Below are 18,673 nucleotides of genomic sequence, written 5' to 3'. Positions count from 1 at the left end.
AGGTATCAATAGCCCATGACGCGGGGCAACCATTGGGTCAGATTCGGGAAAAACACGAGCAAGGCGATGGCAAACGCGGTGGCGATCCAGAACGGTATCAATCGTCGTGATACGGCACCGATATCAATACGTCCTACGTTGCACACCACAAAGATGTTGGTGCCGATAGGCGGAGTGAAAAGTCCCCAACCCAGGGTCATGGTGAAGATAAGGCCGATCTGATAGGGCTCGAAGCCCGCAGCCTTGGCCACGGGGACCAGAATCGGCGCCAGAATGATCATTGCCGGGCCAAGGTCCAGCCAGAAACCGACCACTTTGAGTACCAGAATCACCAGCAATATGGTGACCAGCGGGCCGGTATGCAGGCCGACAATCCAGGTGGCCACTGTATGGGGCACCAGTTCGAAGGTCAGGATCCAGCCAAACGGCATGGCCACAGCCATGATGATCATTACCGAGCCGGTGGTGGTCACCGCTTCGGTCACGGCCGGGAATAGATCGCGCCAGCCCAGTTGTCGATAGACAATGGTGCCGACGAACAGCGCATAGAGTACTGACAGCGACGCCGCTTCAGTGGCCGTGGCAAAGCCGGTCACTATCGACCCGAGCACCATGAACGGCATCAGCAACGCAGGCAGCGCGCCACCGGTGTCCCGCAGGAACAGGCCCCAGTCCATCTTGCCTTCAGCTTTTGGAAAGCCCTCGCGAACCCCGACTATGTAAGCGGTCATCATGAAGACTGCGGCGAGCATCAGGCCAGGGATAACGCCGGCCATGAACAGACCACCGATAGACGTGTTGGTCAACACGCCGAACATGATCAGGATGACGCTCGGCGGTACGATAATGCCCAGCGTTCCAGAGGCTGCTGTAACAGCAGCGGCGAAGGCACGTGGGTAGCCACGCGCCTCCATCACCGGAATCATGACCTTGGCAACGGTGCCAGTATCGGCGGTGGCTGATCCGGTCAGACCGCCATAGACGAACGCAGTGGCGACATTCACCAGCCCCAGTCCGCCCCGCAAACGCCCGAAGCAGTGCTCTGCAACACGCATGATGCGCAGCGTCAGACCGCCACGGTTCATCAGCTCTCCGGCCAGCAGAAACAACGGTATCGAGGCCAGGGTCGACGAGTCGGCACCGCGCAGCGTTTGCTGGGCAATCCAGGCCAGCGGCATGTGCAGATCACCCCACAGCAGGGCCGCGATACTGCCACCGGCCATCGCCCAGACAACTGGCAGGCCAGCCATCAGCAAACAGAAAAACGCCAGAAAAAGGATCAGCACGGTCATGGGCGTACTCCGTTGCGAATCAGGCGTGTCAGACGAACCACAGCCAGTAGCGCAAGCATCGCGGCGGCGCTGATCAACGCCAGTGAACTCAGCCCGGCGGGCCAGCGCAGCACTGGGGTTGGCATCCAGCCGGTGCGTGAAATGAACGCAACACCGCTGCTCAGCAGCCAAGCGCTGATACCCAGCAGGGCCACACTGGCAAAGGCATCCAGGGCCTTTTGCAAAGACCTTGGCAGCATGCCCACCAGGCCCTGGAATCGCACGTTTTCGTGCCTGATTTCAGCGATCACGGTGCCAATAAATGTCACCCAGATAAACCCGATCGTGGCGATCTCGAACGACCATTCGAAGCCATGCAGATTCAGGTAACGCGAGAAAACGCCTGCCAGAATGGACAGAAAGGTCACGGCGAACATCAGCGAGCCGAATACAGCAAGGCAGCGTTCAGCCAGACTGCTGGGCGGTTGGTCGGGATGCGGGCTGATAGACATGGCGTCACTCGCCTTGCGCGTCGTGTCGCAGCTGGCTGACGAAGTCTTCGCCCCAGACCTTGCCGAACTGGGCATACACCGGGTTGCTCAGCTCGCGGAATGGACGCGGGTTGACGTCATTGAACTTCACGCCCTTGCCCTGCATTTCCTGCTGAATCTTGCTGTACACCGCTTCCAGCTGCGAGCGATACCAGGCTGTGGTGTCTACCACCGCCTTGTCGAGAGCTGCCCGGTCAGTTGTGCTCAGGCTTTCGTACTTGTCCTTGTTGATGAACCAGAAGTTAGCCGACCACACGTAGTTCGAGAGCGAGACATATTTGGCGACCTCGTACCATTTCTGGTCGTAAAAATCGCGCAGCTCGGGCTCCACACCGTCGACTACACCCGATTGCAGCGAGGTATACACCTCGCCGAACGGAATCGACTGTCCCAGCCCGCCCAGTTGCTTGATGGTTGCCAGGATCACGGGGTTGGGCGGCGTACGTATTTTCAGGCCGCTGAGGTCTGCGGGCTGAAGTATCGGGTGTTTGCTGTTGGCGAACTGACGAAAGCCAGAGTCCAGCGCCGAGAGCATGACGAAGCCATGATCCTGGCCCATGCTGAGGAATTTCTTGCCGGCCTCGCTATCGAGGTAGGCATGCACGGCGACCGAATCTTCGAACAAAAATGGTAGCGACAGCGCATTCAGGCGCGGATCGATGCCGTCGGTCGAGCCGCCCAGGCCAATGTCGATGGCTCCTGCGCCGACCGAATCGACAATAGGCGCTTCATCACCCAGTTGGCCGTCCGGGTAGAGCTGCACTTTCAACTCACCGTTGGTTTGCGCACTGACCTGGGCGGCGAATCGCGTCATCGCCTGATTGATAAGGCTGCTGGAGCTGGAGGCATGGGCTAAACGTAACGTCTGGTCCGCCATCGCGGCGTTTGCGCCGATCAGCAAAGCCAACCCGGTCAGGGCTCCGAAAACAGCGTTTAAACGAGATGAGAATTTGAGCATGGCGGCGAACTCTACGTTGAATAGCGTTGCAGCCATTAACCATGAGTGCCGACCTTAGCGAATGAAAGGGACTTCCCCGTCCCAAGGGCGCGGCGAAAGTCGCGAATCGGCATCGAAGTGCCATGATGAAGTGTCAAACCTGCATCAAAACCACAGGAGGGGAAGTCCATGCCAATTATTACCGTGGGAATCGATCTAGCCAAGGCCGTATTCGCCGTTCACGGCATCGATGAGGCTGGTAAAGCCACCTTGGTGAAGCCCAAGGTTGCGCGGGATCAACTGGTGCCATTGATCGCCCAGTTGCCCCCGTGCTTGATTGGTATGGAGGCTTGCTCAGGCGCTCATCATTGGGCGAGGGTGTTCGCCGAGCACGGCCATACGGTCAAGTTGATGGCTCCTAAACTCGTTTCGCCTTATCGAATGTCGGGTAAGCGCGGCAAGAACGATGCCGCAGATGCGGCCGCGATCTGTGAGGCAGTGACCCGACCCAGCATGCGGTTTGTCCCTGTTAAAGACGAGCATCAGCAGGCCACTCTTTGCCTTCATCGAACCCGCCAGGGATTCATCGAAGAACGCACCTCTACGTACAACCGACTGCGCGGATTACTTTCTGAATTCGGCGTGGTCCTGCCACAAAGCCCAGAGCGATTGAGAAAAGAGATTGGTCCCTGTCTGGACACCTTGCCTGGCTGGGCAAGACGGTGCATGAGTGAACTGTTGGAGCACACCAGCCATATCGAGGATCGGCTGGTGGAACTTGATCGAGCCATCAATCAGATCGCTCGCGAAGATGATCGTAGCCGTAGGCTGCTGCAATTGCGTGGGGTTGGCTCGACCACTGCAAGTGCTTTAGTGGCCAGTATTGGAGATGGGCACGACTTCAGAAACGGACGCCAAGTGGCTGCCTGGCTCGGTTTGACGCCAGGCCAATACAGTAGCGGCGGCAAGCAGCGCCTGGGGAGTATCACCAAAGCCGGGGATGCCTATTTACGCAGTCTACTGGTGCTTGGAGCTCGATCTGTCATGGCCAACCTGGGCGATAAGCAAGACCCTCTCAGTCGCTGGATCCGCAACCTCATAGAGCGACGGGGTTACTGGCGTGCGGCCGTGGCGATTGCCGCCAAGAATGCGAGGATGGCCTGGGCCGTTCTGCATTACGGCGACACGTTCAAGCCTGAACAGGCAGAACCAACGGGCGCGTAAACACCAGAGGTCATGACTGATCACCTTGTAAGGCGTTAGGGCGAGGATCATGAGCGGATAAAAGGATCAATGTGCACTGCCGTCGTTGATGTGAAGCGGGTTGGACCTGCGTGGGGGATACCTGAAAAATCGTATGGGAAATTCAGTCCCGGTTAGCGAACGAGGCCCTCACGTGCGTCTTTCATCAGGGTCCGAGCGATCAGCTCAAGATGACCGTTTGTAGTACCGCAGTCCTTCACCTTCTTACGTCGATCCGGCATATGCAGCTGAGTCAAACAGCAACTATTGGGCTTGTGCTCAATGGGGAAGCCCTTGTAGTCAATTAAGAGATGGCTTTTTGCGATTAGGATGCTTAATGCATCCATACGTTTATTTATGGATGCCATTTCCTGCCATTCCGGCATTCTCAGTCAACGCTCCAGGTACTGAAAACCCGCTCCATGAAGGGAGGATCGCGAGCAAGGCCGGGCCCGCAGCCGAAAGCGGCACCAACCACGTTTCCAGTATCGGGCGTTGCTTCATCCGCTTATGAGTCAAGTGAGTAAAAGCCCCTGTCAACTGATTCGGAGCCCACCGGTCGACGCATCGAGAGGCGAGCCGTTACTATCGGCGGATGACTAAAGGAGCGCTTTGATGTTTCACGTTATGTTCAGCCTGCCCTGCCTGTACGTTATCGCCAGGTTCTTATGGCCAATGCCGTGGGCGCTATCAACCAGAATTGCAGTTGCTCTGCTGCTTGTTCTAGCCTCGCAATATCATCTGTATTGCCGGCTTTCCTCCGGGAGCGTGTTTTCGCCGGAATTTCCACGCACCGTCGTGATGCTGTTCAATTGGGCGTTTGGCGCGATCCTGTTGCTTGCGGTGTTGCAAATCATCGTCGATATCGCAACGTCGCTGACGATGCTGCTGCGCCGGAAAACACTGACCATTCCGGCAAATCTGCGCTACGTCATCGGTGTGGCAGCCTTGGTACTGGCGGCAATCGGCGTCCAGCAGGCCGTGCGCGTGCCGCCTGTGAAAGACGTCCAGATCGCGATCAAAAACCTTCCTGTGCAGTTCGAGGGCTACAAAGTATTGCAACTGACCGACATGCACATCAGTCGCCTGTTTGACGCACCATGGACGCAGGCGGTGGTGCAGCAGTCGAATGCGCTGGGAGTGAATCTGATCGTCATCACCGGCGACCTGATTGATGGCTCACTCAACAACCGAAAGCAGGATGTCGAAGCGTTGCGCGATTTACGGGCGCCTGACGGCGTGTATGTCATACCCGGGAATCATGAATACTTTTTCGACAACCAGACGTGGATGCAGCACTTTGTCTCGCTGGGGATGGTGCCACTCGCCAACAGCCACACTCTGATCGAGCGCGACGGCGCACGGATCGCTCTTGCTGGCGTCACCGATGTGACCGCACCAAAAACCGGCTTCCCCGCGCCAGACGTTGAAAAAGCCATAGCAGGCATCGCAAAAGACACACCGATCATCCTGCTCGACCATCAACCGAGAAACGCGCGAGAAACCGCGGCTAAAGGGGTAACTTTACAACTTTCCGGCCATACCCACGGCGGAATGATCTTCGGTCTTCACCGCCTGCTGGCCCTGGCCAACGGGGGATTTGTGTCGGGGCTTTATGATGTCGGCGGGATGCAGCTGTACGTCAACAACGGCACCGCACTCTGGCCCGGGTTTGCCATTCGTCTTGGCCAGCCTTCGGAGTTGACCCGGATTACGCTTCGGCGTGCACCATAGCTTGCAATTAGTGGCGCGCCACATCCTGTGCGCCCGACGTTCGTGCTACCCGGCACTGGCGCGCGCCCTTATCGGCACTTCGGGCTCGGCCATTGCCAGCAGCGCTGTCACCTGGGCCAAAGGCAAGGGCCGTCCGAACAAGTAACCCTGAGCGAAATCGCACTCGTGGGAGGCTAACCAGTCTGCAAGTTCCTCGTGCTCCACTCCTTCGGCGGTGATTTTCATGCGCAGGCTTTTTCCCAGAGCGAGGATGGCTTTGACCATCTCATTTTGGTTATCCAGTGAGGTGTCAAAGAAAGACCGGTCGATCTTGATTTTGTCGATGGCCAGTTTGGTCAGGCGGTAAAGCCCCGAATAGCCCGTACCGAAATCGTCCAGCGCTACGCTCACACCCATAGCGCGCAAACGCTCCAGGTTCAGGCGTGCACTGTCGATATTGGCCACAAGGGCATTTTCCGTCACTTCCACTTCCAGCCGACTCAGTGGAAATTGACCTTCACTGGCCACGTGGGCCAACCAGTCGGGAAAATCGACACTTTCGATCATCAATGAAGTGACGTTTATGGACAGCGTAAAGTCGCTGGGCCAGTCACGCGCCAGATCGAAGGCCTGAAGCAGGAGACTTTCAGTGAGTTGCTTGATTAGCCCCAACTGTTCTGCCACGGGTATGAAGTCAAGCGGCATGATAGTTCCACGCTCGGGGTGCAGCCATCGCGCCAATAGTTCGAAGCCCGCGAGGCGTTGCTTCGGAAGATTGACAATAGGCTGATAGAACGGCTGGATTTGCTGTCTTGCAAGCGTTGCATCAGGCGCTTCAAAAGAATGAACGGTACGACCATCGACAGCACTGCAAACCCGGTCGACGTTAATACAAAACGCCAGCGCTCGGCATCTTCAAAGTCTTGATCATACGGTAAGTTCATGGCGTACATGGCGAAGGACTCAAGCTTGAATTCCCACGCGATGGCCACCAAAAAAATAGAAAACAGATAAAACCACAGCAGGGTGTAAAGGTATTTACGAACCATGTGCGGACTGCGAATGAATGACATGAACGCTACGCTCAAATGACGACAGGTGTACGACTGCAGGCAGTTCAGCGGTCGCCAGACTTCACACTAGTCGGCATTCGCTACGCCCTATTGCCCCTTGCCAGGATGATGACCGGGAACACCACCGGGCTCGGTAGTGTTCCGCCGTTTGCAACTAACTCGAGCGCTGATCGACAAACCGACTGACGGCTCGAACTACTGTGTTGGCGCCTTGCTGGATCTCCTGGATGACACGATCTGCATCGTTAGCCAGCACCAGCGCCTCGGAAGCCTGCTCGGTACTGCGCACAATCACGCCCACGGCATCTGAAGCAAGGCTCTGATTGGTCTTCACGACGTTTATGATTTCTTCTGCCGCTTTGGTCGTGCGGGAGGCCAACTGACGTACCTCATCGGCTACCACCGCGAACCCCCTGCCCTGTTCGCCCGCCCTCGCGGCTTCAATAGCTGCGTTCAGTGCGAGCAAATTGGTTTGCTCGGCGATTCCACTGATGGTTTTTATGATCGTTCCAATGACCTGACTTTGAGAGTCCAGTGCCTCGATGCCCCGCGTGGCCTCTTCCATCGAAATCGTCAGCTGGCCCAGCATCTGCAAGGTGTCCTTGATGACTTTTCGGCCTTGCTGGGCACTGCCGTCGGTATCGATAGATGTTTGATAGGCCATCTCCGACGCTTCAGCGACAGCTTTCTCACGCTCAACCTGTTCAGTAATGACCGTTGCAAACTTGGCGATTTTATAGAGCTTGCCATTGGCGTCGGTAATCGGGTTATAGGACGCTTCCAGCCATACATCACGACCGGACTTGTCGACGCGCCGGAAACGGTCAACGATAAATTCACCCTGACGCAGCCTTTCCCAAAACAGCGTGTAGGCGTCCGAGGCGGACTCTTCAGGCAAACAAAAAATCTTGTGATGTTTTCCCTTTATCTGATGCAACTCGTAGCCCATTGCTTTCAGAAAGTTGTCATTAGCTGCGATGACTATTCCATCGAGGGTGAAGTCGATAACGGCGGTTGACCGTTGCAGTGCGTTCACGAGGGCTTCGTTCTCGCGAGAGGCTTCGATGGTGCGTGTCAAAACGCTTGAGTACAGCGTGATCTGCTCCACACCGCCGGTTTCGTTTTTAAAGGGGACAACCACAGTTCTCAGCCACACCCTGGCCCCTGTTTTGCTGACCAGGCGCAACGTGCCGCTGAAATGTTTGCCATCCCGAATAGCAGCCAGAGCACGCTTCTGGTGAACATCAGCGCTCAGCTCTGGCGGGCTCAACTCAGAGAGACCGCGCCCGGCAATCTCGGCTTGTGCATAGCTCAGTTCTGTCTCGAACAAGGCATTGACTGACTGCACTTTGCCCGCCCCGTCCAGAACGACGGCAACTGTCTCCAGATTCAGAATTTGCCCTGCTTGTTCAAGCATGGCGAGGCGGCGCTCCAATGCCTTGTTGGTTTTTTTCAACTGAGAGTTAAACATTGCGGCTATCCGGGACAGTTTGGGCTTGCCACCTTCATCGGTCATCGAATCGAAATCTTTAGCGCGCTGGTCAACTAAACGTCGGAAAATCCTGATGTAAATTCCGAAATATGATTAGGATCCAGATTGCCTGTCTGGTCGTACGATAACGGTTAATACATGACAATTAATTGTAAGTTTGCACGGAATTAAATTGTAAGGTAGCTGTCGGTCAGCTATTCACCTGAATAATGGCTGAACAACAACTTGATAACGTCTGTGTGTGACTCATGCAGAACGCTGGAAAGGAGATTTATTCATGTCAGAACCGCGCATTCGTGCCCTCGTTCTTTGCGTTTTTCACCACCAGGGAAAAATACTGGTCAACGAATTCCACGACGTCGTTGCAAAGCAAACGCTTTTTCGCCCTCTTGGCGGAGGCATAGAATTTGGCGAACGGAGTATCGATGCCGTGGTCCGGGAAGTGTATGAAGAACTGGGCTTTTCGATCAGCAACGTTCGGTTGATTGGCACGTTGGAGAGCATTTTTACCTACGCGGGCAAGCCAGGGCACGAGATCGTGCAGGTCTACGATGCAAGATTTGACGACGCAGAAATCTATGAGAAGCCCTGGCTGGCTGGCCTTGAAAGCGACGGGGCAACTTTCAAGGCCGCGTGGCATTCTGCTTCCAGTTTTACCAGTGAATCTGCGCTTGTACCTGAAGGGCTGTTTGATCTACTCAAGAATGCGTCTCTGCTGGATTAATGTGCTAACCGGCAGCAGGTGCTTCATCCCTGTCCAGTCGTCGCAAAAACTCCTCCCGTTTGTCATGGTCCGTTTGTTCCTTGGCCAGCAACCCAGGCAACAACTCACTCGCCTGCTGCGCACTCAGGATGAACACTCCGTCGTCATCGCCAATGGCAATGTCTCCCGGATTAACAACAACCCCACCGATATTAATCTGCCCATTGAGTTCGCCACGTTCCCCCAGACTTCGCGTGGTCACCGCACTGATACCTCGGCTGAATACCGGCAGACGATGTTCGCGTAAGGCGGCGACGTCGGTAACAGCACCTGATATGACTACGCCGGCCAGGCCTTTGATGAGCGCGGCCAGGGTGCGCAGCTCGCCCCAGCAGGCGCAATGATCGTCACCGACGCATTCAATGACCAGCACGTCGCCAGGCAGGCTGTTAAGCAATGCATCGCGCAGGATGCTGCCGTCGGGCAGCTGTACTTTGACTGTAACCACGTTGCCGACCAGTCGCACGCCGTCGAACAGTGGTCTGATCCCTGGCAGATAACCGCTGTCAGTCAGGTGGCCGATGGTGGAGGCGGCAATGCCCCGGTATTGCTCTATCACGGCGTCACTGAGTTGTTGCTGACGGTGTGCAATGTGCTTGTTCATCGACATTTTTTTGGCCTCAATAACGGGCAGGTCGAGCAATACTCGACGGGGTTGCTGGCGTCGTAATAGAAGCAGCAGGTGCGCCGAAAACGGATGCTTTTGCCTTCGGCTTCGAGCAAAACCGGTGGGCGCCGGAAGTGTTTCAACGGGTTGTAGTTCAGGCCGAACAGTGCCGGGTCGGCCTGATTCAGCAGCCAGTCGAAATCCGCATCACAGCGCTGTCGAATCGCCGAGTCTTCAACTTTTTCCATGCGTTTGTCGTACAGCGAATAAACGCGTACGGCGGTGTTTTCCCAAAGGATGCGCCGGGAAATGCCAGTGATACGGTTGAAGGTTTCCCACAGAGGCTGCAGCAGGTCGCGGAACAAGGTGCCGACAATTACCTCCCGCCACGCCTCGCGAGTGCCCGGTTCATAACCCACAGGTGTTACGTCGTCCAAGGACATTGAAGAGGTCCACAGGCCGTCATCGTGTGCGTATTCGATCACGCTGTTGTCCAGCGACAGGATCAAGCCCTTGTCGTAGACCGACATGGCGTACAGGCAGGCACCGGTGCTCAGGAAGGAAAAGCGCTTGGCCAGCAGTGACGCGGTGATCGCCTGCGTCGGAGAGCCGATGATCGGCCCCAATGCTGCAAGCAATTGTTCGCACACCTCGTCGTCAAGCAAAGCACGGGCTGGCAACGAGCGGGTATCGCGGTCAACTGCGTGTTTAAGGCGCAACGCCCCGGACAGTAGTGCCCATTCGGGTTCGCTGAAAGCCTGTGCCAGGCTCATTGCGGCAGTTCCCGGCCAAAGGGAATGCACAGCGGCGTACCAAAGAACGGGTCGGCAATGATCCGGCAATTGAGGCCGAAGACCTGCTTGACCAGTGCTTCACTAAGGATGTCGGCCGGACGTCCCTGGGCAAAGGCGGTGCGCTCGTGGACGGCGACCATGTGATCGGCATAACGGCAAGCCAGGTTCAGATCATGCAGGACCATGACGATGGTCTTGCCTTCCTGGCGATTGAGGTCGCGTAACAAGTCCAGCACTTCGATCTGATGAGCCAGATCGAGAAAGGTCGTCGGCTCATCCAGCAATACGATGTCGGTATCCTGGGCCAGCGTCATGGCGATCCACGCGCGCTGACGCTGGCCGCCTGACAGCGCATCAACGGGCCGCTCGGCCAGTTCCTGCATACCGGTCTGCGCCAGCGCCCGTTCGACCATGGCTTCATCCTGAACGGACCACTGCTGCATCCAGTTCTGATAGGGATAACGGCCCAGTGCCACCAGCTGACGTACGCTGATGCCTTCCGGGGCGCTTGGCATTTGCGGCAGAATCGCCAGTTCGCGCGCGACTGTAGCAGTGGATTTCTGGTGGATATCGGCACCGTTGAGCACCACAGTGCCCTGCTGCGGCTTGAGCAGACGCGCCAGGGATTTGAGCAAGGTGCTTTTGCCGCAACCGTTACTGCCGATCAGCACGCTTACCTCGCCCGCGGGCAACTGCAGATCAAGGCTGTCGATGATCACCTGCCGTTGGTAACTCAGGGTCAGGTCGTGGGTTGCGATTGACGCCATCCGTAATTCCTTAATGCCGCTGGTTGATCAATAAATAGAGAAAAAACGGTGTGCCCAGCACCGCGACAAAAATCCCTGCAGGCAGGTCCAGTGGCAGGAACAGCGTGCGGCCAGCCAGATCGGCGAGCATTACCAGGTTGGCACCGATCAGCGCCGCCATCAGCGCCTGTCCGGTAAACCCCGGTGGCATCAGACGTTTGGCAATGTGTGGTGCAATAAGGCCGACAAAGGCAATTGCCCCGCCCCACGCAACCGCCAGACCTGCAAGCGCAACACTCACCAGCAGCAACCCGGCGCGCAGCCATTGCACGCGCACACCGATGCCCTGAGCCAGATCATCATCGAGCTGCTGCATGCGCACCTGGCGGGCGAGCAGCACCAGCAGCGGTAAAGTCAGTGCCAGCCAGCCCGCCAGGGCGCGGGGCTCCGGCCAACTGGCACCATACACGCTCCCGGTCAGCCAGACATAAGCCGACAAGGTAGTGGTCAGCGGGCTGAACACCAGAACGAACGTCGTCACCGCTGCCAGCAGGGCCGACACCCCTACTCCGATCAACACCATGCGCAATGGTGAAGCGCCCTGATTCCACGCCAGCAGATAGATGACCAGTGCGGCAAGGCCTGCACCAGAGATCGCCGCCAAGGGCAGAAATTGCGCCCCCAAAGCAACCGAGAAGAATGACAGATATAACACTGCTGCCGCACTGGCACCGCTGGTGATACCCAACAGGTCCGGTGAAGCCAGCGGATTGCGGATGATGCTTTGCAGGATCAGCCCGGACACCGCAAGCGCCGCGCCGACGAGTGCTGCCAGCACCAGTCGGGGCATGCGCAGTTGTTCGACGATGAAAACCAGAATTGCATCCGCCTGACCGGTAAAAACATTCAAAAGGGTCGCGGGCGACAGGTTGATTTTGCCCACGGCCAGCGAGCCCAGAGCGATCAGCAATGTCAGCGTTGCGCCGATCAACAGACGTATCAATGCAGTCAGGCTGAACTGCCTGGAAAAACCGCGGTAGCGCAGGGTCAGATGCCTATCCATAACGTGCCCCCCGGCGAACCAGCGCAATAAAGAACGGCGCGCCGAACAGTGCGGTCATCACGCCCACCGGGACTTCCTGAGGCACAATCACCACCCGCGCCAGCGTATCGGCCAGCAGCAACAGCGTTGCGCCCAGCAACGCGCAGCCGGGCAGCAGCCAGCGATGATCGATGGACAGTGTCTTGCGCACCATGTGTGGCACCAGCAGCCCGATGAAACCAATGCTCCCGGCCAACGCTACAGCACTGCCCGCCAGGGCAATGATCACGATGCTCATCAGCAGGCGAATCAAGCCTGTACGCTGGCCCAATGCGGTTGCGATGGCTTCGCCGGTATTGAGCACGTTGACCTGCCCGGCCAGCACCAGTGACCCGGCCAGTGCCACAACCACGCATACCAGTAATGGCGCGGCGGTGGTCAGATCGCGTTCCGACAAGGAACCGGCCAGCCAGAACAATACGGTGTCCAGGCCGTCCTGATTGACCACCAGCAATGCTTGACTGAACGCGGTAAACAGCGCGGTGATCGCCGCACCGGCCAACACAATTCGCAATGGGTTGAGACTGCCCTGCCCGCGGTTGCCGATTATCCAGACAATAGTCCCTGCTACCGCCGCGCCAATGAACGCGCACCACAGCCACTGGCTCATGGACGAAAGCGCAAACAACGACGAACAGGCAATGATCGAAAACGTCGCCCCGGCATTGATGCCGAACAAACCGGGCGAGGCCAGCGGGTTGCGCGTCAGTGCCTGCATCAGCGCGCCAGCAACCGCCAGACTGGAACCCACGGCGACGGCCATCAGGGTTCGCGTCAGGCGCGTATCGAGCAGCACATGCTCGATAGCGCTAAGCGCATCAGGCTGCCACACACTTCGGACAATCGCAGAGGGCGATATCCAGGTGGCTCCGGTTGCCAGGCTCAATCCCATGCACGCTATCAACACCAACAGTCCCAGACCCAGTTTTACCGCAGCGGTCATGAGGGACTATCCGCCATGGCCACGCGAGCGATTTCATCGAGCATGCGGTTGGCACCCAGAATGCCACCGGACAGGCTCCAGGCAACGGCATCCACGCGCCATACCTGGCCGTCCTGCGCCGCGCGCAACTGTTGCCAGAACGGGTGTCGGACCAGCTTGTCGTAGTTTTGCTGCGCGGCTTTGCTGTCCGCGCGCTGAAAAATGAAAAACAGGTCGGCATCGACCACAGGCAAACTCTCTTTGCTGCTGAGTTTAAGGGAAACGCCCGTTGCTTCGCGGGCAGTGGGCGTCCAGGCGAAGCCCAGTTCGGTCAGCACCGAACCTGCAAAGCTGGCGGGCAGATAGCTGCGGATATGATCTTCACGAATGTCGAGCACCGACACGGTGATCGGCCAGCGCCCGGCGAATTTCTCCTGCAACCGACTGCGCAACGCCGTCACACGCTGTTGCCATTGGCCAAGCAGGTCCATGGCTTGCTGTTGACGCAGCATGGCAGCGCCCATCATCGCCAGCGTGCGCTTGAACTCGAACACCTCTTCCAGCATCAGCACGGGGCTGATCTGCTCGAGCAACGGCGCGATGCGTTGATGGCGAAAGCGTGATGCGACGATAAGATCGGGTTTGAGCAGCACGATATCTTCAAGGCTAGGCTGGGTTTCCAGGCCCACATGCGGTACCGCCGCCAGCGCCGGGCGCAGGTAGCGGTACATCGGTTTTTCGCTCCAGGAATCCACCACGCCGCACGGCGTCACGCCCAGGGCCACGGCGCTGTCGGACGCCCCCTGAAACAAGGTGACGACTCTTGGTGGCGTTGCGCGCAATGGCTCTGCCCAGGCAATGCCGGGCAGCGCCAGTAACCCCAATGACAGGCGCAATACCGTGCGCCGCGAAGGATGCAAATGTTGGTCAGGTTGCACGGCGCAACCTATGGAACGGGTTGACCACCTCGCCCTTGCCGAACGGCATGCTGCCCGGTCCGCCTGCGCGCTCAATCATGGGTGTAAGCAGGAGTTTTTGCGGCCAGTTGGGGGCTTCGAACAGTTGATGCCTGATCATGGCACGCGCCTCGTCGTCAAATTCGATGGTTGTAATGAGATTATCCAAAACATCGCGCAATACCGTCCACAGCGCTTTTACCGGTACCTCATACACCTGGGCCAGAGTATCCATGATTGCCCGCACGTTTACCTGAATGCCCAGTGTCTGCAGCCAGAACAACAGGTCTTCAGGACGGTCATGATAAAGCGTATTGGCATGGCCTTTCTTGATTCGATATTCCGGGTCGCGCATGCCGTTACGCTCAAGCCAGGGCACGAAAATACGCAACGAGTCGTGGTCGCGCAACAACAGCCCTTGTGCCTGACCGGCTTTCCAGACTATGACTGCGTTCTGGCCATGCACCTCGCCGAGCATGCCCAGGCGGAACATGCGCAGGTTGATGTCGAAGAAACTGTGGCTCAGCTCGCGGAAAAGTGTCAGTACCGAAGCCTGATTGCGCGGCAGGTCGCGATAGTCCATCCACTCATCGAAGAAATGCCGATTGCTGCCTGGCAACGGTGTACCCAGCGCCGCCATCGGCAGCAGGCGGCATTCCGGATCGTCGAGCAAGGCTGCCGGATAGCCTCGCACCATGGCCGAAAGATGCCGGGGGCCTTCGTCGAACAGAGTGGCTTGGGGGGGCATGAACGCCCACCATTTGCGTTCGTCGCACAGGTGCAGCGAGCGACTCAGGGTTTCATCCTTGTCGACAACCTGGCGCAACAGTTTTTCACTCAGCCCGCCGTTGATCATTTTCACCGCTGGCAGGTAGCGGGACGCGCCGAGCGAATAGATCGCCATGGGCAATTTGAGGTAATCGGGGCTGTCGAGGCACGGTGTCATCGAACGCAGCGATGAGGTGGCGTATACCGCGGCCTCGTTGAAGGCCAGACGTTGACAATCGCCCCTGGCGAAGGCATCGCCCAGCTGGACCTGCAGAACATGCTCGAATTGCCAAGGATGAACCGGCAGCGCAACGTGACTGTCGGCAATGCCGCGCTGTTGCAGTTCCTGCTCAAGGACAGCTTGCAGATTCTCTGGCAGCAGGTGGCGAGCAGGGAAAGACTCGTTCAAATCCCCTACTCCGTCACCGCATTGCAGCAAGGTTTTGTCAACGGCGACCCAGTTCAGCGCCACCGGCCGGGCAAACTCGGCCTGATACTGTTGGTATTCCTGCTCGTTCAAGCCTTGCTTGGCTTTGGCCAGTGGATGGTATGGGCGATCACGTAGCGAAGCCCACTGTTCCATCGTCCTGAAGAACGTAGCGCCGTCCTGTGCCATCAGGTTGTGCTCGTCGACTTTATGGTCCAGCGACAACGCGGTCTGCCAGACACTGATGCGCAACACCTCCAGAAACAGCGCTATGCCCTTTTCATTGTCCTGGCGCTCGCTGTCCTGAAGCAGGGTTGTTTTACCGGCGAATACCCATTTCATGAACTCTTCCGGGGACAACTGTGTCCAGCGCTCAGCCTGACGGCCCAGCACCGGCGTGCCGGGCACTTTCTCCCATTGTTGAGTAATGCCTGGGCGCAGCGCGACGCTGATGAAGCGCTGCTCCGAGTCACCGCAGCGCCATTCCCAGATTTGCTGTGTGCTGCTCTGCCCTTCAAGTTTTGGGGCTTGCGGGTGGCGCGCTTGCCAGTGAGCGGTGTCCTGCAGGCTCAATGGCTCGCGGCCAAAGAAATCTTCAGCCAGCAGGCAATCGACCAGATCCTGCATGACCAGGTCAGCGGCGAGTGAAGTGAAGTTCATCGGATTATTTTCCTTCTGCTGAATGTTGGGCCAGACGCGCCTGAAGTGCGCGAAAGGCAATGCCACGCTCATCGCCGAGGACGAAGGCATTGACGCCGCGAGCCTGCCAGCGGGCAGCGTCGCCGTCTTTACGGGGAATGGTGCAATAGGCGACGTCTGCTGCCTTGGTGGCTTGCCAGGTGGCCAGTAACGCTTGTTGTACATCGGGTTGATCGATCTGCCAGGGCATCCCGAGTGACTGCGACAGGTCTGCGGCCCCTTCCAGAATCATGTCCAGCCCCGGCACACGGGCAATCTCGGCGGCGCGGCGCACGCCTTCGGCGCTTTCGATCATCGCTACCACCATGATCTGTTGATTGGCGGCTTCAACGTACTGCGCCAGGCTGTGCTTGCCGAACGAGCCGGGACGACCGGCGTTGAGGCTGCGGCGGCCCAGCGGGTGGTACTTGCAGGCGGCAATGGCATCCGCCAGTTGCTCGGGGCTCTCGATCATCGGCAAAACGATGCCCTGCGCACCGCCATCAAGCAGGCGCAGCAGGGTTTTCGGATTGAGATCGGCGACCCGCACCAATGGCGTGAGGGCGTAGCTCTCTGCAACACGGATCATGTTCTCCACGGTTTCCGGGTTGATCAGCACGTGTTCCATGTCGATGATCACGAAGTCGAAACCGGCCTCGGCGATCAACTCGATGGCGGCCGGGGCCGGGATCGAACTGATTAGCCCGTACACAGGCTGTCCGCTGCCAAGTCTGCTCTTGAGTGTATTGGTCCTCAGCATCATTGCGGCCTGTAGGTATGCAGCGGGTTAGGCACCGAGCGGAAGCGACGCTCACCGTCACCCAACAGGCGGCGCTTGGTCAGTTCTTCCACTTCATAAGACGGTGCGAAGACATCAAACAGCTCGAAGCGCTCGCGATGCTGCGGGTGCGCACGCTGGTAGTCGAGAATGACGTCGGCGGTCATCTGCCAGAACAGCGCCTCATCCAGCTGGTATTGCTGGCGCAGGAAGATCGCCATTTCGGCCAGGCAGATGAAGAAGAAACAGTCGCAGGAGAAGTCGCGTACCGCATTCACGTCATCGGTAATGATGAACGAGTTACGGTTGAGTTTCGCGTGGCTGTCGGGCAGCGGGACCAGCTCCGGACACAGTTCAGGGCGGCCCAGATGCGCGGGTGAGTAACGCACGCCGTCGTGGAAGTCCTTGAGGGCGATACGCTGCGGCCAGCCCTGCTTGACGATAAGCACGATATTTTGACCGTGAGACTCCATGCCGATGCCTTCGGCGTAGAGCATATGGATGATCGGAGGCACCGTGACCTGCAGCAATTGCCGGGTCCATTCCTTGAGGCCGTACTGGCGGATCCACGCGTCGATGAACGGTGCCTGCTCACCATCGCCATAGCGGTTTTCCACATGGCTCAGGCCATTGAACGGCACCGCCTGCTCATCGTCCTTGAGGTACTGATGCAGGCTTTCGCGCCATATCGCACCCAGCGTGCCGTAGGTCTGCGTCGAACGCGCTTCCGGCAGGTGGCGATAGTCGTAGCTGACACCGGCAACTTCGCCGAGAATCACAAAATTCAGCGCACGCGCAGTGCTGTCGGTGGCGATTAACTGGTGCAGCCAGTCGGTGATGATCGGACCATTAAGCACCGTATGCCGCGCCAGAATGCGCGTGCTGGAAGTGTTGGTCATGCTCATCGCCAGTTTGACGTAAGGTCGTTTGGGCTGGCTGGCATTGGCCAGTGTACGAATCGACTGCTGAGCCTTGTAGACGTCGGTCGAGGTGCCCAGGTAAATCAGCTCGCCGCTGGCCAGTTCCGGGTAGAAAGTCGATACCGTGACGTTGTCCCATTGCCACGGATGCACTGGCATCAGTTGATAGTCCTCAATGGATTTGCCCTGCGCGGCCAGGTCCCGGGACATTTCCTGCCAGCGCTGTGTGCCCAGTTCCTGGCGGATAAACGCCTGGAAATCCATGTTGCGCGCATGACCGACCGACGCGCTCGATTTCGCCACTGCCAGCCAGACCACCCCGAACGGCGTGGCAAATTCGGGCCCGTAGTGACGGTTGTCAGCCAACGAAAAACCGATCCTTGACTTGTAGCACGGGTGGTAGCTGTGGGCGTCCATGAAGTGCTGTTCCAAAGCGTCAACGTCCAGCTCATGTGCGGGTTTTGCGGGCTGATAACCCTGACTGCGCGCTTGCAGGTCCTTGAGCTGGGTCTGCTCGATTTCCTGGATGAAGCGTGCCAGGTGCGGGCTGTCTTTGAACGGGCTGAGTAGCTCGCTCAACGCCAGATGCAAATCCGGCACGCTACGCTCCCCGGCGCTGTCCAAGCGTTCAAGGGTGGCGTGATCCAGGCGTATCAGCTCGAAGCTGGTACTCAGCAGGCCTTCGCAGTGGTACTCCACACCATCACTGACAGCGACAGTGAAACGATGCCGATGATCGTCCAGCGGCTCGCATCGATAAGGCAGTGCAGCCTCGTACAGCAAGGTTTGCAGCAATTGACCGATTACCCGGCGCTGTACTTGTTGGTAGCGCTCGGGGTTGATATCAGCCAGCCAGGCACCGGTGGCCGTTGAGGGTGAAACGGTGTTGCGTTTCAGCGGTAAAGGGGTAGCCATGTTCATACCTCGAACGAA

The 18,673-nt window shown here is 57.9% G+C and carries 16 protein-coding genes and 1 pseudogene; 3 read left to right on the top strand and 14 right to left on the bottom strand.

Annotation, left to right across the window (positions count from 1 at the left end; translation table 11 throughout):
* Nucleotides 1–5 precede the first annotated feature (5 nt).
* From FFH21_RS14695 to FFH21_RS14685, 3 genes are read right to left on the bottom strand one after another with little or no spacing between them, the layout of a single operon-like run.
* Entirely contained in the window at nucleotides 6–1,292 is a 1,287-nt protein-coding gene (locus FFH21_RS14695) for a TRAP transporter large permease (protein WP_004665402.1), read from the bottom strand.
* On the bottom strand, nucleotides 1,289–1,783 hold the full coding sequence (locus FFH21_RS14690; protein ID WP_004665401.1) for a TRAP transporter small permease: 495 nt from the start codon (nucleotides 1,781–1,783) through the stop codon (nucleotides 1,289–1,291). The genes FFH21_RS14695 and FFH21_RS14690 overlap by 4 nt, the downstream gene beginning before the upstream one ends.
* 4 nt (nucleotides 1,784–1,787) lie before the next feature.
* Nucleotides 1,788–2,780: a TRAP transporter substrate-binding protein gene (locus FFH21_RS14685; RefSeq protein ID WP_032704177.1), complete on the bottom strand. Its 993-nt coding sequence runs from the start codon at nucleotides 2,778–2,780 to the stop codon at nucleotides 1,788–1,790.
* A 168-nt stretch (nucleotides 2,781–2,948) separates the two neighbouring features.
* Between FFH21_RS14685 and FFH21_RS14680 the strand changes: the two genes are divergently transcribed.
* Nucleotides 2,949–3,983, top strand: coding sequence for an IS110-like element ISPsy16 family transposase (locus FFH21_RS14680; RefSeq protein WP_011168770.1), 1,035 nt, complete (start codon nucleotides 2,949–2,951; stop codon nucleotides 3,981–3,983).
* 633 nt (nucleotides 3,984–4,616) lie between these two features.
* On the top strand, nucleotides 4,617–5,735 hold the full coding sequence (locus FFH21_RS14670) for a metallophosphoesterase (RefSeq protein ID WP_011168769.1): 1,119 nt from the start codon (nucleotides 4,617–4,619) through the stop codon (nucleotides 5,733–5,735).
* Nucleotides 5,736–5,780: 45 nt separating this feature from the next.
* Here FFH21_RS14670 and FFH21_RS14665 read toward each other — a convergent pair.
* Together FFH21_RS14665 and FFH21_RS30855 are read right to left on the bottom strand one after the other, a co-directional pair.
* A pseudogene (locus FFH21_RS14665) lies at nucleotides 5,781–6,787 on the bottom strand (EAL domain-containing protein).
* A 154-nt stretch (nucleotides 6,788–6,941) separates the two neighbouring features.
* Nucleotides 6,942–8,303, bottom strand: coding sequence for a PAS domain-containing methyl-accepting chemotaxis protein (locus FFH21_RS30855; RefSeq protein ID WP_004667638.1), 1,362 nt, complete (start codon nucleotides 8,301–8,303; stop codon nucleotides 6,942–6,944).
* Nucleotides 8,304–8,556: 253 nt separating this feature from the next.
* On the opposite strand from FFH21_RS30855, the gene FFH21_RS14655 reads away from it, so the two are divergent.
* Complete coding sequence (locus FFH21_RS14655) at nucleotides 8,557–9,003, top strand: NUDIX hydrolase (RefSeq protein WP_011168767.1); 447 nt, start codon at nucleotides 8,557–8,559, stop codon at nucleotides 9,001–9,003.
* A 4-nt stretch (nucleotides 9,004–9,007) separates the two neighbouring features.
* Here the strand turns inward: FFH21_RS14655 and FFH21_RS14650 are convergent, their stop codons facing one another.
* Genes FFH21_RS14650 through FFH21_RS14610 form a run of 9 tightly spaced genes read right to left on the bottom strand, consistent with a single transcriptional unit; the run spans nucleotide 9,008 to nucleotide 18,655 of the window.
* Entirely contained in the window at nucleotides 9,008–9,646 is a 639-nt protein-coding gene (locus FFH21_RS14650; RefSeq protein WP_011168766.1) for an RraA family protein, read from the bottom strand.
* Entirely contained in the window at nucleotides 9,643–10,422 is a 780-nt protein-coding gene (locus FFH21_RS14645; RefSeq protein WP_004665394.1) for an IucA/IucC family C-terminal-domain containing protein, read from the bottom strand. The genes FFH21_RS14650 and FFH21_RS14645 overlap by 4 nt, the downstream gene beginning before the upstream one ends.
* Nucleotides 10,419–11,210 (bottom strand): ABC transporter ATP-binding protein, encoded by a 792-nt coding sequence (locus tag FFH21_RS14640; RefSeq protein WP_004665393.1) that lies wholly within the window; start codon nucleotides 11,208–11,210, stop codon nucleotides 10,419–10,421. The genes FFH21_RS14645 and FFH21_RS14640 overlap by 4 nt, the downstream gene beginning before the upstream one ends.
* 10 nt (nucleotides 11,211–11,220) lie before the next feature.
* The gene (locus FFH21_RS14635) at nucleotides 11,221–12,252 is read right to left on the bottom strand and encodes an iron chelate uptake ABC transporter family permease subunit (RefSeq protein ID WP_011168765.1); all 1,032 of its coding nucleotides are present in this window, start codon (nucleotides 12,250–12,252) and stop codon (nucleotides 11,221–11,223) included.
* On the bottom strand, nucleotides 12,245–13,234 hold the full coding sequence (locus tag FFH21_RS14630; protein ID WP_004665389.1) for an iron ABC transporter permease: 990 nt from the start codon (nucleotides 13,232–13,234) through the stop codon (nucleotides 12,245–12,247). Before FFH21_RS14630 ends, FFH21_RS14635 begins: the two co-directional genes overlap by 8 nt.
* Nucleotides 13,231–14,151 (bottom strand): ABC transporter substrate-binding protein, encoded by a 921-nt coding sequence (locus tag FFH21_RS14625; protein ID WP_011168764.1) that lies wholly within the window; start codon nucleotides 14,149–14,151, stop codon nucleotides 13,231–13,233. The genes FFH21_RS14630 and FFH21_RS14625 overlap by 4 nt, the downstream gene beginning before the upstream one ends.
* Complete coding sequence (locus FFH21_RS14620) at nucleotides 14,141–16,024, bottom strand: IucA/IucC family siderophore biosynthesis protein (protein ID WP_011168763.1); 1,884 nt, start codon at nucleotides 16,022–16,024, stop codon at nucleotides 14,141–14,143. The genes FFH21_RS14625 and FFH21_RS14620 overlap by 11 nt, the downstream gene beginning before the upstream one ends.
* 4 nt (nucleotides 16,025–16,028) lie before the next feature.
* Nucleotides 16,029–16,802: an HpcH/HpaI aldolase/citrate lyase family protein gene (locus FFH21_RS14615; RefSeq protein WP_004662649.1), complete on the bottom strand. Its 774-nt coding sequence runs from the start codon at nucleotides 16,800–16,802 to the stop codon at nucleotides 16,029–16,031.
* On the bottom strand, nucleotides 16,802–18,655 hold the full coding sequence (locus FFH21_RS14610) for an IucA/IucC family siderophore biosynthesis protein (RefSeq protein WP_004665382.1): 1,854 nt from the start codon (nucleotides 18,653–18,655) through the stop codon (nucleotides 16,802–16,804). The genes FFH21_RS14615 and FFH21_RS14610 overlap by 1 nt, the downstream gene beginning before the upstream one ends.
* Nucleotides 18,656–18,673: the final 18 nt, after the last annotated feature.

It is taken from the genome of Pseudomonas sp. KBS0707 (genome assembly GCF_005937945.2).
Lineage (GTDB): Bacteria > Pseudomonadota > Gammaproteobacteria > Pseudomonadales > Pseudomonadaceae > Aquipseudomonas > Aquipseudomonas amygdali.
The sequence above is the reverse complement of the archived record's forward strand: the minus strand, read 5'-3'. Positions and strand labels throughout refer to the sequence as shown.

Bases quoted from the DNA above. Each gene is read 5' to 3' on its own strand.
- FFH21_RS14695 (WP_004665402.1), bottom strand. From the start codon at position 1,292: ATGACCGTGCTGATCCTTTTTCTGGCGTTTTTCTGTTTGCTGATGGCT.
- FFH21_RS14690 (WP_004665401.1), bottom strand. From the start codon at position 1,783: ATGTCTATCAGCCCGCATCCCGACCAACCGCCCAGCAGTCTGGCTGAA.
- FFH21_RS14685 (WP_032704177.1), bottom strand. From the start codon at position 2,780: ATGCTCAAATTCTCATCTCGTTTAAACGCTGTTTTCGGAGCCCTGACC.
- FFH21_RS14680 (WP_011168770.1), top strand. From the start codon at position 2,949: ATGCCAATTATTACCGTGGGAATCGATCTAGCCAAGGCCGTATTCGCC.
- FFH21_RS14670 (WP_011168769.1), top strand. From the start codon at position 4,617: ATGTTTCACGTTATGTTCAGCCTGCCCTGCCTGTACGTTATCGCCAGG.
- FFH21_RS30855 (WP_004667638.1), bottom strand. From the start codon at position 8,303: ATGACCGATGAAGGTGGCAAGCCCAAACTGTCCCGGATAGCCGCAATG.
- FFH21_RS14655 (WP_011168767.1), top strand. From the start codon at position 8,557: ATGTCAGAACCGCGCATTCGTGCCCTCGTTCTTTGCGTTTTTCACCAC.
- FFH21_RS14650 (WP_011168766.1), bottom strand. From the start codon at position 9,646: ATGAACAAGCACATTGCACACCGTCAGCAACAACTCAGTGACGCCGTG.
- FFH21_RS14645 (WP_004665394.1), bottom strand. From the start codon at position 10,422: ATGAGCCTGGCACAGGCTTTCAGCGAACCCGAATGGGCACTACTGTCC.
- FFH21_RS14640 (WP_004665393.1), bottom strand. From the start codon at position 11,210: ATGGCGTCAATCGCAACCCACGACCTGACCCTGAGTTACCAACGGCAG.
- FFH21_RS14635 (WP_011168765.1), bottom strand. From the start codon at position 12,252: ATGGATAGGCATCTGACCCTGCGCTACCGCGGTTTTTCCAGGCAGTTC.
- FFH21_RS14630 (WP_004665389.1), bottom strand. From the start codon at position 13,234: ATGACCGCTGCGGTAAAACTGGGTCTGGGACTGTTGGTGTTGATAGCG.
- FFH21_RS14620 (WP_011168763.1), bottom strand. From the start codon at position 16,024: ATGAACTTCACTTCACTCGCCGCTGACCTGGTCATGCAGGATCTGGTC.
- FFH21_RS14615 (WP_004662649.1), bottom strand. From the start codon at position 16,802: ATGCTGAGGACCAATACACTCAAGAGCAGACTTGGCAGCGGACAGCCT.
- FFH21_RS14610 (WP_004665382.1), bottom strand. From the start codon at position 18,655: ATGGCTACCCCTTTACCGCTGAAACGCAACACCGTTTCACCCTCAACG.